The organism is Enterobacter sp. RHBSTW-00593, from assembly GCF_013784105.1.
Classification (GTDB): domain Bacteria; phylum Pseudomonadota; class Gammaproteobacteria; order Enterobacterales; family Enterobacteriaceae; genus Enterobacter; species Enterobacter ludwigii.
The window spans coordinates 780,457-794,472 of record NZ_CP056393.1 but is presented as its reverse complement, the minus strand read 5'-3'; the positions used below and the strand labels follow the sequence as shown (position 1 = coordinate 794,472).

Sequence of the window (14,016 nt, the reverse complement as noted above, 5' to 3'; positions counted from 1 at the left end):
GTATGAAACCAACCACCATCTCCTTACTGCAGAAATGCAAACAGGAAAAGAGACGCTTCGCCACCATTACTGCGTATGACTACAGCTTCGCTAAGCTTTTTGCCGAAGAGGGTATCACTGTCATGCTGGTCGGAGATTCGTTAGGGATGACGGTACAAGGCCATGATTCCACCCTGCCGGTGACGGTCGAAGATATTGCCTACCATACCCGTGCCGTGCGCCGCGGAGCACCTGCCTGTCTGCTGCTTTCCGATCTGCCTTTTATGGCCTACGCTACGCCAGAGCAAGCGTTCGAGAATGCGGCAACCGTCATGCGTGCCGGGGCCAATATGGTCAAAATCGAAGGCGGAGCCTGGCTTGCAGAGACCGTGAAAATGCTCACCGAACGTGCCGTGCCGGTCTGCGGCCACCTGGGTCTGACGCCGCAATCCGTCAATATTTTTGGCGGCTATAAGGTGCAGGGCCGCGGTGACGCGGCACAGACACTTTTTGAGGATGCCCTGGCGCTGGAAGCCGCTGGCGCACAGCTGCTGGTGCTGGAGTGTGTGCCGGTTGAACTGGCAAAACGCATCACCGAGGCGCTGTCGATTCCGGTGATTGGCATTGGCGCAGGCAACGTTACCGACGGTCAGATTTTAGTGATGCACGACGCCTTTGGTATTACCGGCGGCCATATCCCTAAATTCGCCAAAAATTTCCTGGCAGAAGCAGGCGACATGCGTGCTGCTGTGCGGCAGTATATTGCCGACGTTGAATCCGGTGTTTACCCGGGTGAAGAACACAGTTTCCATTAAGGAGTCTTGTTGTGCTAATCATTGAAACCCTGCCGCTGCTTCGCCAGCATATCCGTCGTGCACGTCAGGAAGGTAAACGTATCGCACTGGTTCCCACGATGGGTAACCTGCATGACGGCCATATGAAGCTTGTTGATGAAGCCAGAGCGCGTGCAGATATCGTGGTGGTCAGTATCTTCGTGAACCCCATGCAGTTTGACCGTGCCGACGACCTGGCGCGCTATCCGCGCACCCTGCAGGAAGATTGCGAAAAACTCAAAAAACGCCACGCGGACATTGTCTTCTCTCCGGCACCTACAGACGTCTACCCGCAGGGGACCGAGGACGCGACCTACGTGGACGTGCCGGGCATTTCAACCATGCTGGAAGGCGCCAGCCGTCCGGGCCATTTCCGCGGCGTTTCAACCATCGTCAGCAAGCTGTTTAACCTGGTGCAGCCCGACGTTGCCTGCTTCGGTGAGAAGGACTTCCAGCAGCTGGCGTTGATCCGTAAGATGGTCGCCGACATGGGTTATGATATTGAGATCGTGGGCGTGCCGATTGTGCGTGCCAAAGACGGTCTGGCGCTCAGTTCCCGTAACGGGTACCTTACCGCGGATGAGCGTAAAATCGCGCCGGGATTGAGCAAGGTCATGAATACCATGGCGGAACAGCTTGTGGCTAAAGAGCTGAGCGCAGAAGAGATCGTTGCTCTCGCCGAACAGGCGCTGAACGACAAAGGCTTCCGCGCTGACGATATCCAAATCCGTGATGCCGATACGCTGCTTGAGCTGACCGATACCAGCAAGCGCGCGGTGCTTCTGGTGGCTGCATGGCTCGGTCAGGCACGCCTTATCGACAATAAAGTGGTTGAGCTGGCATAACTCTCTACCTCCCCTCGTTCGCGGGGGGTTAACGCATGATGATTAAAGGTAAACGTAATGATTCGCAAAATGCTGCAAGGTAAGCTTCACCGTGTGAAAGTCACTCAGGCCGACCTGCACTATGAAGGCTCCTGCGCCATTGATCAGGATTTTCTTGATGCAGCGGGCATCCTTGAAAACGAAGCCATTGATATCTGGAACGTGAATAACGGTAAGCGCTTCTCTACCTATGCGATCGCGGCGGAACGCGGCTCCAGAATTATCTCCGTGAATGGCGCTGCCGCTCACTGTGCCGACGTCGGTGATATCGTCATCATCGCCAGCTTCGTGATGATGTCTGACGAAGAAGCCCGTCGCTGGCAGCCAAAAGTGGCGTACTTCGAAGGCGACAACGAAATGAAACGCACCGCGAAAGCCATTCCGGTCCAGGTTGCCTGATATCCTGAAGGCTGTGAACCGTTCACAGCCTTCTCTCACCTCATCCCTGCGGCTGATTACTGATAAGCCGCGACATCGTCTCCAGCGAATCCGTCCTTAAAATATACAGTCGCTTAAGCAGGAACGGATTGTCCCCGGGCTTCACTTTGCCTTTTACCGTTGTCACCGCCAGGTGGAACCCTGCGTCATTCGCTGCTTTTACCGCTTTGTCATCATAGGCGCCAAACGGATAAGAGAGATAGAGCACGTGCGGGTTAAATTGCGCCAGCGCCCGGCGTGAACGCGCGAAATCGAACAAAATCACGTGATGGCTACGGCTCAGTAAGATCGGGTGTTTATTGCCGTCCACCCGATGCAAGAAGTGGGTATGGGACTGGATATCAAACACATCCTGGATCTGCTCAAGCTCAGAGACACTCATAAACTGCAGGTATTTCGGCGCCCACTTCTGCGGATGACGTTTTATACGCGACGAGATGATAAACGCCGTCGCCTTGAATCCATACGCTTTGAGGACGGGATACGCATAGCGGCTCACCGACTTCAGCCCGTCATCAAAGGTGATCACCACAGACTTCGCCGGCAGGTTCATTTTGTTACGCACATACCCTTCAAGCTGAGCCATCGTCAGCGTGGTATAGCCCTGATCGCGAAGCCAGGTCATCTGGTTGCTGAACGCACGCACGCTGGTGGTCGTGGAGGTATGTCGGAAACGGGTGTTCTCTTCATCACGCAGGATATGGTGATAGGTCAGGACCGGGATGCCGTTATCTTCCTGCGCATCCAGGCTGCTGATCCACGCCAGACGATTGCCGATGCGGATCTGATACCAGGTCTGGTTCAGACGGTCTTTAAGTTTATTCAGAATCGGGTAGCGAAGGTTAGCACTCATCGTGCCGAAAGGGGCGCTTCCGCTGCTGGGGGCGTTAAAGACAGGCGTGTCTTTCCAGGTTATCAGGTTCTGGTTACTCAGCGGTTTATTTAAATCGCCAAGGCTGTCTTCCACGCGCTGTTTGCCCTGCACGTCTTCCAGGTGCTCTTTATCAATAAAGCCCGTGCCGAAGCCAAAACGAAACTCGTAGTAATCAGCGGATGTGGGGACGACGGCCAGGATTTGCCCGGCACGAATATTGCCGACATTGACCACATTGTTACCTACTTGCGCCCAGATAGCCGCATCTTCGGTGGTTTGCATATATCGGGCGGGAAGCCCTTGCTGAGCGATCAGGCTGGCAGATGCGCCGCCGGAAACCAGCAGCAACAGAAGGAACACAACGCGCATGAACATGGAATATTAATCGACACGAAAAATCAGCCACCATTGTAACAAAAGCAGCATCAATACCAATGTTTAATTCTTATACAAATCATGGAGCAAGACAAAGGGAGGATTTTTTTGCTGCTGATGCCACAGGCTGCTGACGCCGGCCACTTTTTTGTCGACGATCGCATGACGGAATTCAGCGCTGCTTAAGGTTTCCCGGAAGGGATACATGGATTCCAGCAGCAAAAAGTTAATGCCTGATATCACTTCACAGTTGTCGTGCTTGTGGCTCAACAATGCCGCAGAGCGATAAGGTGCCGCGCCGGATTTATCGGTCAGGAAGATGACGCCGTCACCGGTGTCGGTTTCATGCAGGGCATCGCACATCATGCGGCTGAGCATGTTGGTGCTCAATCCACGCCAGTAGTTAACCGCACGGCATTGCGCCAGCGGACCAAATCTGGCCTCCAGTTTATCCAGCATATCCTGCGCCTGTTCATCATGGCAGGCGATCACCCATCCCAGCATCACTCTCTCCTTAGCAGGCAAGTAGTTTAGCGGAGTGAAGGTTAGCGTACGGTGATAACAATCAAAGAAAAGCGCCCGGCAAACAGAATGTCGCCGGGCGGAAGATTAGCTGCGCAGACCGCGTCCACGCTGAATCAGAGACCAGCACAGCAGGTAGAAGGCGATAATAAACACCACCAGCACCGCAACCGTGGTAATCAGTGGCACATCCGTAATGCCGAGGAAACCAAAGCGGAAGCCGCTGATCATATAAACAATCGGGTTCAGGTGTGACAGCGCCTGCCAGAACGGCGGCAGCAGCGTCAGGGAGTAGAACACCCCGCCAAGATAGGTCAGTGGCGTCAGCACAAAGGTCGGGATCAGGCTGATATCATCAAACGTTTTAGCAAACACCGCGTTCAGCAGACCGGCCAGCGAGAACAAGATGGCCGTCAACAGTAACGTGAGCGCCACGAACAGCCATGAATGCACCTGGAACGGCACAAAGAACAGGGAGATCGCGGTCACCAGAATCCCCACACAGAGACCGCGCGCCACGCCGCCGCCCACATAACCCGCAATGATCACATGCGTTGGTACCGGCGCGACCAGCAGCTCTTCAATGTTACGCTGGAACTTGGCGCTAAAGAATGACGATGCCACGTTAGCATAGGCGTTGGTGATCACCGCCATCATGATCAGGCCCGGCACAATAAACTGCATATAGGTAAAGCCGTGCATTTCACCAATACGCGAACCGATGAGGTTACCGAAGATGATGAAGTAGAGCGTCATGGTGATCACCGGCGGTACCAGAGTTTGCACCCAGATACGCATAAAGCGGTTAATCTCTTTCGCCCAGATGCTTTTCAGCGCGACCCAGTAAAGATGCGTCATGCCTTGTCTCCTTGTTTATCCTGCACCAGAGAGACAAACAGCTCTTCCAGTCGGTTCGCTTTGTTACGCATACTTAATACCTGAACACCCTGCGCGCTCAGCTGTGAGAACACGCTGTTGATGCCCTGCTCACGCAGCACTTCCACTTCCAGCGTTGAGGTATCCACCAGACGATAGTTATAGCCTTCCAGCGTCGGCAGCGGGCTTTTCGCCGCCAGGTCGAGAATGAAGGTTTCGGATTTCAGCTTGGCGAGCAGGCTCTTCATCGAGGTGTTTTCCACCAGCTCACCGTTCTGAATGATGCCGATATTGCGACACAGCATCTCCGCCTCTTCGAGGTAGTGCGTGGTCAAAATAATGGTCGTGCCTTTGTCGTTGAGGTCCTTCAGGAAGCCCCACATTGAACGACGCAGTTCGATATCCACGCCCGCGGTGGGCTCATCAAGGATCAACAGCTTTGGCTCATGCATCAGCGCACGGGCAATCATCAGACGGCGCTTCATCCCGCCAGACAACATGCGCGCACGTTCATTGCGTTTTTCCCACAGATCGAGCTGTTTGAGGTACTTTTCGCTGCGCTCCACCGCTTCTTTGCGCTCAACACCGTAGTAACCCGCCTGATTAACCACGATTTGCTGCACTGTCTCGAACGGGTTGAAGTTGAACTCCTGCGGTACCAGTCCGAGCTGGCGCTTAGCATTCACCACATCTTTTTGCAGGTCGTAACCAAACACGCTCACCCGGCCGGACGTTTTGTTGACCAGCGAACTGATAATGCCAATGGTGGTGGATTTCCCCGCCCCATTCGGCCCCAGAAGCGCGTAGAAATCCCCCGCTTCCACTTTGAGATCTATCCCACGCAGCGCCTGAACGCCGCCTGGATAGGTTTTTTTGAGCTGCTCAAGCTCCAGTGCAATCGCCATGAATTAAACTTACCTTAGGTTCTGACACACGTTGTGTGGTTTCATTAAAAGTCGAGTTACCCTATATTAGCGCAACGCAATCACTCGGTTACAGGTCGCTAACCTCCATGAACGACATAGATACACTCATCAGCAACAATGCACTATGGTCAAAAATGCTGGTGGAGGAAGACCCCGGATTTTTTGGAAAGCTCGCGCAGGCGCAAAACCCACGCTTTCTCTGGATTGGATGTTCCGACAGCCGCGTTCCGGCAGAGCGCCTGACAGGCCTCGAGCCTGGCGAACTGTTTGTGCACCGTAATGTTGCCAACCTGGTGATCCATACCGACCTCAACTGCCTTTCGGTTGTTCAGTACGCCGTTGACGTTCTGGAGGTCGAGCACATCATTATTTGTGGCCACTATGGCTGCGGCGGTGTGCAGGCCGCGATTGAAAATACCGAACTCGGGTTAATCGATAACTGGCTGCTGCATATCCGCGATATCTGGTTCAAACATAGCTCACTGTTGGGTGAAATGCCGCAGGAGCGTCGTCTCGATACCCTTTGCGAGCTGAACGTGATGGAGCAGGTTTATAACCTTGGCCATTCCACCATCATGCAATCGGCGTGGAAACGCGGGCAAAAAGTCTCGATCCACGGCTGGGCGTACGGTATTCACGATGGTTTGCTTCGTAACCTGGAAGTGACCGCCACCAACCGTGAAACGCTTGAGCAGCGTTATCGTTCCGGGATAGCTAACCTGAAGCTCAAGCACGTCAACCATAAATAGCTGCCTGTAAGCGGTTCAGATAAAAACAAAACGGCAACCCGGGTTGCCGTTTTTACTGTGTGTTCCCTCGTCAGAGGGCAACAGACCGCACGTCACAAACCTTACTCGTCGAGCAGGATCACTTTACCCACATACGGCAGATGACGGTAACGCTGCGCGTAGTCAATGCCATAGCCCACGACGAACTCGTCAGGGATAGAGAAGCCGACAAACTCTACCGGCACCTGCACTTCACGGCGGCTGGGTTTATCCAGCAGGGTGCAGATCGCCAGGGATTTTGGCTCACGCAGGCTCAGGATCTCGCGCACTTTAGAGAGCGTGTTGCCGGAGTCGATGATGTCCTCAACGATCAACACATCTTTGCCACGAATATCTTCATCCAGATCTTTCAGGATTTTCACATCACGGGTTGTGGACATGCCGCTGCCGTAGCTGGAGGCGGTCATAAAATCGACCTCATGGGACACCTGCACTTCACGGCACAGGTCTGCCATGAACATGAAAGAGCCACGTAAAAGACCGACCAGCACCATTTCGCTGCCGCTGTCCTTGTAATGTTCGGTGATTTGACGACCCAGTTCGGCGATACGCGCTTTGATCTCGGCTTCCGGGATCATCACTTCAACAGTATGTTTCATATTACTAACCATATGATTTTAATGAAAATCTCTCAATGCGGATGAATGTTACTCCGGCATCGATACGCAAGCCAGCCATTATATCAGTAAATGGATACACCTGGCGCATGAGTTATAAAAAGCAAATATTGTGATTCCGATCACACTTGTTAATACCTATAATTAGTTGCTAGCAAATAATTAACAAAACTGACGAGTACACTTTCTATGGCTGAAATAAAAACTCAACAGCCACGTCTACTGGTGACATTAACAGCGCTATTCGCCGCCTTTTGCGGCCTGTATCTGTTAATCGGTGGCGTCTGGCTGGCCGCAATTGGCGGCTCCTGGTACTACCCTATTGCGGGTCTGGTTATGCTTGGCGTAACCGTCCTGTTGTGGCGTAGAAAACAATCCGCGCTATGGCTTTATGCTGCATTACTCCTCGCAACCATGATCTGGGGCGTCTGGGAAGTCGGTTTCGACTTCTGGGCACTGACGCCGCGCAGTGACATCCTGGTCTTCTTTGGTATCTGGCTGATCCTGCCGTTCGTGTGGCGTCGCCTGATTGTTCCTTCAAGCGGTGCCGTTGCGGCGCTGGTGGTTGCCCTGCTGATCAGCGGCGGCATTCTCACCTGGGCCGGTTTTAACGACCCGCAGGAGATTAACGGTACGCTGAATGCCGAATCCACCCCAGCTGCGGCTATCTCGCAGGTCGCGGATGGCGACTGGCCAGCTTATGGCCGTAATCAGGAAGGTCAGCGCTACTCCCCGCTCAAGCAGATCAACGCGGACAACGTTAAGAACCTGAAGGAAGCCTGGGTATTCCGTACCGGCGACCTGAAGATGCCAAACGATCCGGGTGAACTGACCAACGAAGTGACGCCGATTAAAGTCGGTAACATGCTTTATCTGTGCACCGCGCACCAGCGTCTGTTCGCGCTTGACGCGGCCACCGGTAAAGAGAAATGGCACTTCGATCCACAGCTGAACTCCAACCCGTCGTTCCAGCACATCACCTGCCGTGGCGTCTCTTACCACGAAGCGCGTGCTGATAATGCGAGCCCTGAAGTCATTGCCGACTGTCCTCGCCGCATCATGCTGCCGGTAAACGATGGCCGCCTGTTCGCGATCAATGCCGAAACCGGTAAGCTGTGTGAGACCTTTGCCAACAAAGGTATCCTGAATCTGCAGACCAACATGCCGGACACCACGCCGGGTCTGTATGAGCCAACCTCACCGCCGATCATCACCGATAAAACTATCGTGATTGCCGGCTCGGTAACCGATAACTTCTCCACCCGCGAAACCTCTGGCGTTATCCGTGGTTTTGACGTGAACACCGGTAAACTGCTGTGGGCCTTCGACCCGGGCGCGAAAGATCCAAACGCGATCCCATCGGACGAACACACCTTTACCTTTAACTCACCTAACTCCTGGGCACCGGCGGCGTATGACGCGAAGCTGGACCTGGTCTACCTGCCGATGGGCGTCACCACGCCAGACATCTGGGGAGGTAACCGTACGCCTGAGCAAGAGCGTTATGCCAGCTCTATCGTGGCGCTGAACGCGACCACCGGTAAACTGGCCTGGAGCTACCAGACTGTTCACCACGACCTGTGGGATATGGACATGCCGTCCCAGCCGACGCTGGCAGACATTACCGTTAACGGCAAAACCGTTCCGGTGATTTATGCACCCGCGAAAACGGGCAACATCTTTGTACTGGATCGCAGCAACGGTAAGCTGGTTGTCCCGGCACCCGAAAAACCCGTTCCGCAGGGCGCTGCCAAAGGCGACTATGTCACCAAAACACAGCCGTTCTCTGACCTGAGCTTCCGTCCGAAGAAAGATCTCAGCGGTGCAGACATGTGGGGTGCCACAATGTTTGACCAGCTGGTGTGCCGCGTGATGTTCCATCAGCTGCGCTATGAAGGTATCTTCACGCCACCTTCTGAGCAGGGCACGCTGGTCTTCCCGGGTAACCTGGGCATGTTCGAATGGGGTGGGATCTCCGTTGACCCTAACCGTCAGGTGGCGATTGCCAACCCGATGGCCCTGCCGTTTGTCTCTAAGCTTATTCCACGCGGTCCAGGCAACCCAATGGAGCAGCCTAAAGATGCTAAAGGCAGCGGTACTGAAGCGGGTATTCAGCCGCAGTATGGCGTGCCATACGGTGTCACGCTGAACCCGTTCCTGTCGCCGTTTGGTCTGCCGTGTAAACAGCCTGCCTGGGGTTATATCTCCGGCCTGGATCTGAAAACTAACCAGATCGTCTGGAAAAAACGTATTGGTACGCCTCAGGACAGCATGCCGTTCCCGATGCCGGTTCCTGTCCCGTTCAATATGGGTATGCCAATGCTGGGTGGTCCAATTTCTACCGCCGGTAACGTGCTGTTCATCGCGGCAACCGCCGATAACTACCTGCGCGCGTACAACATGACCAACGGTGAAAAACTGTGGCAAGGCCGTCTGCCAGCAGGTGGACAGGCAACGCCGATGACCTATGAAGTGAATGGCAAGCAGTACGTTGTCATCTCTGCGGGTGGTCACGGTTCGTTTGGTACGAAGATGGGCGACTACATTGTGGCTTATGCTTTACCCGACGACGCTAAATAACTAACACCGCCAACGGTAAAAAAAACGGCAACTTCGGTTGCCGTTTTTATTGCTTATCCCCTCTGGACCGGGGTCTGGGCATCAGGGCACACGATATTAAACCGTGAACCCCAGCATCATGCCCGTATCTTCATGCTCCAGCAGATGGCAGTGCGCCATATAGGCAAACGCCTTCGGTGCCTCGTGGTCAAATTTCACCAGCACCTCACTGACGCCACCTTCAACCCTGACGGTGTCTTTCCATCCCGCGCGATGCGCCTGTGGCACGTTACCGTTTTCAGAAAGGATGCGGAACTGGGTGCCGTGAATATGGAACGGATGCAGCATCATGTCGCCTTCGCCTGAAATCACCCAGCGTTCAAACTGCCCTTTTGTGGCAGCAAACATTGGCGTGTTCATGTCGAACGCTTTGCCGTTGATCATGTTGGCATTGTGGAAATCGAAATCATGGCCACCGTGCCCCATGCCGCCCATTTTACCGTGGTCCATATTCATATGGCCCATCATCTCTCCGTGGTGCATGCCCGCCATCGCCTGATTGCCATATTTCGCCATCAGTGCCTGCATGCCCATCATGTCGAGCATCGGGTTCATGGACAGTTGCAGCTTGCGTTGGGTCAGACCCTCGAGAGAAGGTAGCGCCGGGAGCGTGGTCAGGGTATCCGGCAACATGCCCGAGGCCGTGACCTGCAGCGGCTGGATCTGCAGCACCGGGTGCGGCTTATCAAAGGGTGCAACCGCCATTCCCATCTGACTGACCGGTAGCGTGACCAGGTCAAACGGTTTGCCGTCGCTGATATCCACCAGCACCTCAAAACGTTCCCCCATCAGCATCGGTAGCGTATCCACCTTCACCGGTTCAGGCAGTAGCCCCCCGTCGCTTGCGACCACGTACAGAGGGCGTTTATCGCTGGTGGCGAAATTCAGTGAGCGGGCGTTACAGCCGTTGAGCAGGCGTAAGCGCAGCCAGCCTTTCGGTGCCGCATGCTGCGGGTAAATGGCACCGTTGGTCAGCAGGGTGTCACCGAACCAGCCTACCGCCGCGCTCATGACGTCCAGCTGGTAATCAATTTGCCCGTCAGCGGTGAATTTTTTGTCCTGCACAATGACCGGCACATCGTCGATGCCCCACTGTTTGGGCAGGCGCAGCAAACGGCTTTCGTCATCTTCGATCAGCACCAGCCCCGCCAGCCCCATCGCCACCTGATGGCCCGTTTTGCCATGCTGATGGGGGTGGAACCAGCAGGTCGCGGCGCGCTGGTCCGGGGTAAAGGTCACGCTTCGCTTACCGCCCGGTTTTATGATGCCCTGCGGCCCCCCATCCACCTCGCCCGGCACTTCCAGTCCGTGCCAGTGCAACGTGGTCTCCTCTGCCAGCGTGTTATGGATATCCACCGTTACCGCTTTCCCTTTACGTAACTGAAGTGCCGGGCCGAGAAGATTGCCGTTATAACCCCACGTTGTCGCACTGTGTGCGCCAAAGGTCGTTTTACCGGACTGGACAACAAGCTGGATGCGGCTACGGGCATCCGCGGTGAGTAAATCAGGGATCGGTAAGGCAGGTCTGTCAGCCGCAAAAGCCGCGCGGCTCCACAGCGGTAAAGCGCTGGCTACGCCAAGCGCAACGGAATATTTTAAAAAATCACGGCGTTGCATGTTCATTTCCTTATTTCCAGCAGGCGATCTTTTGAGCATAAACCCTCCCCTTACCGGAAGGTCAAGTGAAGCGGCAATAATAAAGATCGTCGGCCTGGCATCAAGTATGCTAACGTTAATTTTCCGTGATGCAGTGGTAGAAGCAATGAAGACGTTTTTCAGAACAATTTTGTTCGGTAGCCTGATGGCGATGTGTGCGAACAGTTACGCGCTGAGTGAAAATGAAGCGGAAGATATGGCCGATCTGACGGCAGTTTTTGTCTTTCTGAAAAACGATTGTGGTTACCAGAATTTGCCCAACGGGCAGATTCGTCGCGCACTGGTCTTTTTTGCCCAGCAAAACCAATGGGATCTCAGCAACTACGATAGCTTCGACATGAAGGCGCTCGGCGAAGACAGCTACCGCGATTTAAGCGGTATTGGTATCCCTACCGCCAAAAAATGCAAAGCGCTGGCTCGCGATTCACTCAGCCTGCTCGCCTACGTGAAATAACCTTCCCGACGCCCCCTTGTTGTGCCTATAGCCGTGCAACCACGGTTATAGTTAGCTATCATGTTTCGCTCATTTTTTGTGAGCGTAACGGATGTTAACAAAGGAGGAGTCCGCGTATGGCCGACCACACGTTGTGGCATGAAACACTGCATGACCAGTTTGGTCAGTACTTTGCCGTTGATAACGTGCTCTATCATGAGAAAACCGATCATCAGGATCTGATCATCTTCGAGAATGCCGCCTTTGGCCGCGTGATGGCGCTGGATGGTGTCGTGCAAACGACCGAGCGCGACGAGTTTATCTACCACGAGATGATGACCCACGTTCCGCTGCTGGCACACGGGCATGCGAAGCATGTTCTGATTATCGGTGGTGGTGATGGCGCAATGCTGCGTGAAGTCTCCCGCCATCAATCCATCGAAACCATTACGATGGTGGAAATTGATGCCGGCGTGGTCTCTTTCTGTCGTCAGTACCTGCCGAACCATAACGCCGGTAGCTATGACGATCCGCGCTTCAGTCTGGTCATTGATGATGGGGTTAACTTCGTTAATCAGACGACCCAGACCTTCGACGTTATTATCTCCGACTGTACCGACCCGATCGGTCCCGGCGCGTCGCTGTTTACCTCCGATTTCTACGAAGGCTGCAAGCGCTGCCTGAAGCCGGGCGGGATTTTCGTGGCACAAAACGGCGTCTGCTTCCTGCAGCAGGATGAAGCCCTCGACAGCCACCGCAAGCTGAGCACCTATTTTGGCGATGTCAGCTTCTATCAGGCCGCTATTCCGACGTACTACGGCGGGATCATGACCTTTGCCTGGGCAACGGATAACGACGTACTGCTCCATCTCTCCACCGAAATTATTCAGGCCCGCTTCCACCAGGCCGGTCTTACGTGCCGTTACTACAATCCGGCAGTTCATACCGCAGCGTTTGCCTTACCGCAGTACCTGCAAGACGCATTATCCACTAAGGGGGTGAGCTAATTGAAAAAGCTTAAACTGCATGGCTTTAACAACCTGACCAAAAGCCTGAGTTTTTGTATTTACGATATCTGCTATGCCAAAACAGCGGAAGAACGCGATGGTTACATCGCCTATATCGATGAACTCTACAATGCCAACCGTCTGACCGAGATCCTGTCAGAAACCTGTTCGATTATCGGCGCGAATATCCTGAATATCGCCCGTCAGGATTATGAACCTCAGGGTGCCAGCGTCACGATTCTGGTCAGCGAAGAGCCGGTCGACCCTCAACTTATCGATAAAACAGAACATCCGGGCCCGCTGCCGGAAGTGGTCGTCGCCCATCTCGATAAAAGCCACATCTGCGTGCACACCTACCCGGAAAGCCATCCTGAAGGCGGGCTGTGTACCTTCCGCGCCGATATCGAAGTGTCGACCTGCGGTGTGATCTCCCCGCTGAACGCGCTGAACTATTTAATCCACCAGCTGGAATCCGATATCGTGACGATTGATTATCGCGTGCGAGGCTTTACCCGTGACATTAACGGCATGAAGCACTTTATCGATCACGAGATCAATTCCATTCAGAACTTTATGTCCGACGACATGAAGTCGCTGTATGACATGATGGATGTGAACGTGTATCAGGAAAATATCTTCCATACCAAGATGTTACTTAAGGAGTTCGACCTTAAGCACTACATGTTCCATACCCGACCAGAAGATTTAAGCGAAGAAGAGCGCAAGGCCATTACTGACCAGCTCTGGAAAGAGATGCGCGAAATCTACTACGGCCGCAATATTCCGACCGTGTAAGCCGCGCTGGGAGCAAGGACGCTCCGGTGTGCTATTTCTGTTTCATGAACGCCCGGTACGCCGTCACGACTTGTAAAAAGTCTTCTACGCCGCACAGCGACAGACTCTCTTCATCGTAGTAGCTCATCCCCTCTTCCATCTCATCACCGGAGAATTCAAGCTGGTTGGCACGCACCATCACCTCTTCGCCATCCATCCACAGCGTGTATTCGTGCCCGGCACGTTGCCAGGAGCGTTCACTGCCTTTCACCGTATTTGCCGCCTGTTCAACTTCGTCCAGAAGGGCGAGATTCTCTTTCACCTCTTCGTTGAACCAGTGTCCAACAGCTTCGTGGCCCATCGACATACGCACTTTCACCACTCCGGTGATGTCGCGCAGAAATTCGTAATCCAT

15 protein-coding genes are annotated in these 14,016 nt (G+C 54.1%); 8 read left to right on the top strand and 7 right to left on the bottom strand.

The features are described 5' to 3' along the window. Nucleotides 1–2: 2 nt before the first annotated feature. The 3 genes from panB to panD are packed head-to-tail and all read left to right on the top strand — an operon-like array spanning nucleotide 3 to nucleotide 2,095. Entirely contained in the window at nucleotides 3–794 is a 792-nt protein-coding gene (panB, locus tag HV242_RS03780) for a 3-methyl-2-oxobutanoate hydroxymethyltransferase (RefSeq protein WP_014168674.1), read from the top strand. 11 nt (nucleotides 795–805) lie between these two features. After that, nucleotides 806–1,657 carry a pantoate--beta-alanine ligase gene (gene panC / locus HV242_RS03775; protein WP_050737493.1) on the top strand — a complete coding sequence of 284 codons (852 nt, stop codon included), beginning with the start codon at nucleotides 806–808 and terminating at the stop codon, nucleotides 1,655–1,657. 57 nt (nucleotides 1,658–1,714) lie between these two features. Continuing rightward, on the top strand, nucleotides 1,715–2,095 hold the full coding sequence (gene panD / locus HV242_RS03770; protein WP_014168672.1) for an aspartate 1-decarboxylase: 381 nt from the start codon (nucleotides 1,715–1,717) through the stop codon (nucleotides 2,093–2,095). A 40-nt stretch (nucleotides 2,096–2,135) separates the two neighbouring features. On the opposite strand, the gene HV242_RS03765 is transcribed toward panD, so the two are convergent. The 4 genes from HV242_RS03765 to HV242_RS03750 all read right to left on the bottom strand — a co-directional run bounded on the left by HV242_RS03765 (nucleotide 2,136) and on the right by HV242_RS03750 (nucleotide 5,686). Continuing rightward, nucleotides 2,136–3,383 carry a polysaccharide deacetylase family protein gene (locus HV242_RS03765; RefSeq protein WP_014168671.1) on the bottom strand — a complete coding sequence of 416 codons (1,248 nt, stop codon included), beginning with the start codon at nucleotides 3,381–3,383 and terminating at the stop codon, nucleotides 2,136–2,138. Nucleotides 3,384–3,446: 63 nt separating this feature from the next. Beyond that, nucleotides 3,447–3,887, bottom strand: coding sequence for a PTS sugar transporter subunit IIA (locus HV242_RS03760; protein ID WP_025205377.1), 441 nt, complete (start codon nucleotides 3,885–3,887; stop codon nucleotides 3,447–3,449). A 105-nt stretch (nucleotides 3,888–3,992) separates the two neighbouring features. Beyond that, complete coding sequence (locus HV242_RS03755) at nucleotides 3,993–4,763, bottom strand: ABC transporter permease (RefSeq protein ID WP_014168669.1); 771 nt, start codon at nucleotides 4,761–4,763, stop codon at nucleotides 3,993–3,995. After that, entirely contained in the window at nucleotides 4,760–5,686 is a 927-nt protein-coding gene (locus tag HV242_RS03750; protein ID WP_014168668.1) for an ABC transporter ATP-binding protein, read from the bottom strand. The genes HV242_RS03755 and HV242_RS03750 overlap by 4 nt, the downstream gene beginning before the upstream one ends. 107 nt (nucleotides 5,687–5,793) lie before the next feature. Between HV242_RS03750 and can the strand changes: the two genes are divergently transcribed. Continuing rightward, entirely contained in the window at nucleotides 5,794–6,456 is a 663-nt protein-coding gene (can, locus tag HV242_RS03745) for a carbonate dehydratase (RefSeq protein ID WP_020882596.1), read from the top strand. Nucleotides 6,457–6,557: 101 nt separating this feature from the next. Here the strand turns inward: can and hpt are convergent, their stop codons facing one another. Then, complete coding sequence (gene hpt, locus HV242_RS03740) at nucleotides 6,558–7,094, bottom strand: hypoxanthine phosphoribosyltransferase (RefSeq protein ID WP_025205381.1); 537 nt, start codon at nucleotides 7,092–7,094, stop codon at nucleotides 6,558–6,560. A gap of 207 nt (nucleotides 7,095–7,301) precedes the next feature. Here hpt and HV242_RS03735 point away from each other — a divergent pair, with 207 nt between their 5' ends. Beyond that, a complete protein-coding gene (locus HV242_RS03735) occupies nucleotides 7,302–9,692 on the top strand; it encodes a glucose/quinate/shikimate family membrane-bound PQQ-dependent dehydrogenase (RefSeq protein ID WP_020882595.1) in 2,391 nt (796 codons plus the stop codon). A 96-nt stretch (nucleotides 9,693–9,788) separates the two neighbouring features. Here the strand turns inward: HV242_RS03735 and cueO are convergent, their stop codons facing one another. Next, the gene (cueO, locus tag HV242_RS03730) at nucleotides 9,789–11,348 is read right to left on the bottom strand and encodes a multicopper oxidase CueO (RefSeq protein ID WP_050737494.1); all 1,560 of its coding nucleotides are present in this window, start codon (nucleotides 11,346–11,348) and stop codon (nucleotides 9,789–9,791) included. Nucleotides 11,349–11,493: 145 nt separating this feature from the next. Here cueO and HV242_RS03725 point away from each other — a divergent pair, with 145 nt between their 5' ends. From HV242_RS03725 to speD, 3 genes are all read left to right on the top strand, one after another. Then, nucleotides 11,494–11,841 (top strand): YacC family pilotin-like protein, encoded by a 348-nt coding sequence (locus HV242_RS03725; protein WP_014882582.1) that lies wholly within the window; start codon nucleotides 11,494–11,496, stop codon nucleotides 11,839–11,841. A 116-nt stretch (nucleotides 11,842–11,957) separates the two neighbouring features. Beyond that, nucleotides 11,958–12,827, top strand: coding sequence for a polyamine aminopropyltransferase (gene speE / locus HV242_RS03720; RefSeq protein ID WP_181616908.1), 870 nt, complete (start codon nucleotides 11,958–11,960; stop codon nucleotides 12,825–12,827). Continuing rightward, the gene (gene speD / locus HV242_RS03715) at nucleotides 12,828–13,622 is read left to right on the top strand and encodes an adenosylmethionine decarboxylase (RefSeq protein WP_044867351.1); all 795 of its coding nucleotides are present in this window, start codon (nucleotides 12,828–12,830) and stop codon (nucleotides 13,620–13,622) included. Between the two features lie 31 nt (nucleotides 13,623–13,653). Here the strand turns inward: speD and yacL are convergent, their stop codons facing one another. Further along, nucleotides 13,654–14,016: a protein YacL gene (gene yacL / locus HV242_RS03710; RefSeq protein WP_014168659.1), complete on the bottom strand. Its 363-nt coding sequence runs from the start codon at nucleotides 14,014–14,016 to the stop codon at nucleotides 13,654–13,656.

What these genes read in the sequence shown, in the direction of transcription:
- panB (WP_014168674.1), top strand. Translation starts at nt 3, where the DNA reads ATGAAACCAACCACCATCTCCTTACTGCAGAAATGCAAACAGGAAAAG.
- panD (WP_014168672.1), top strand. Translation starts at nt 1,715, where the DNA reads ATGATTCGCAAAATGCTGCAAGGTAAGCTTCACCGTGTGAAAGTCACT.
- HV242_RS03765 (WP_014168671.1), bottom strand. Translation starts at nt 3,383, where the DNA reads ATGTTCATGCGCGTTGTGTTCCTTCTGTTGCTGCTGGTTTCCGGCGGC.
- HV242_RS03760 (WP_025205377.1), bottom strand. Translation starts at nt 3,887, where the DNA reads ATGCTGGGATGGGTGATCGCCTGCCATGATGAACAGGCGCAGGATATG.
- HV242_RS03755 (WP_014168669.1), bottom strand. Translation starts at nt 4,763, where the DNA reads ATGACGCATCTTTACTGGGTCGCGCTGAAAAGCATCTGGGCGAAAGAG.
- HV242_RS03750 (WP_014168668.1), bottom strand. Translation starts at nt 5,686, where the DNA reads ATGGCGATTGCACTGGAGCTTGAGCAGCTCAAAAAAACCTATCCAGGC.
- can (WP_020882596.1), top strand. Translation starts at nt 5,794, where the DNA reads ATGAACGACATAGATACACTCATCAGCAACAATGCACTATGGTCAAAA.
- hpt (WP_025205381.1), bottom strand. Translation starts at nt 7,094, where the DNA reads ATGAAACATACTGTTGAAGTGATGATCCCGGAAGCCGAGATCAAAGCG.
- HV242_RS03735 (WP_020882595.1), top strand. Translation starts at nt 7,302, where the DNA reads ATGGCTGAAATAAAAACTCAACAGCCACGTCTACTGGTGACATTAACA.
- cueO (WP_050737494.1), bottom strand. Translation starts at nt 11,348, where the DNA reads ATGCAACGCCGTGATTTTTTAAAATATTCCGTTGCGCTTGGCGTAGCC.
- HV242_RS03725 (WP_014882582.1), top strand. Translation starts at nt 11,494, where the DNA reads ATGAAGACGTTTTTCAGAACAATTTTGTTCGGTAGCCTGATGGCGATG.
- speE (WP_181616908.1), top strand. Translation starts at nt 11,958, where the DNA reads ATGGCCGACCACACGTTGTGGCATGAAACACTGCATGACCAGTTTGGT.
- yacL (WP_014168659.1), bottom strand. Translation starts at nt 14,016, where the DNA reads ATGGATTACGAATTTCTGCGCGACATCACCGGAGTGGTGAAAGTGCGT.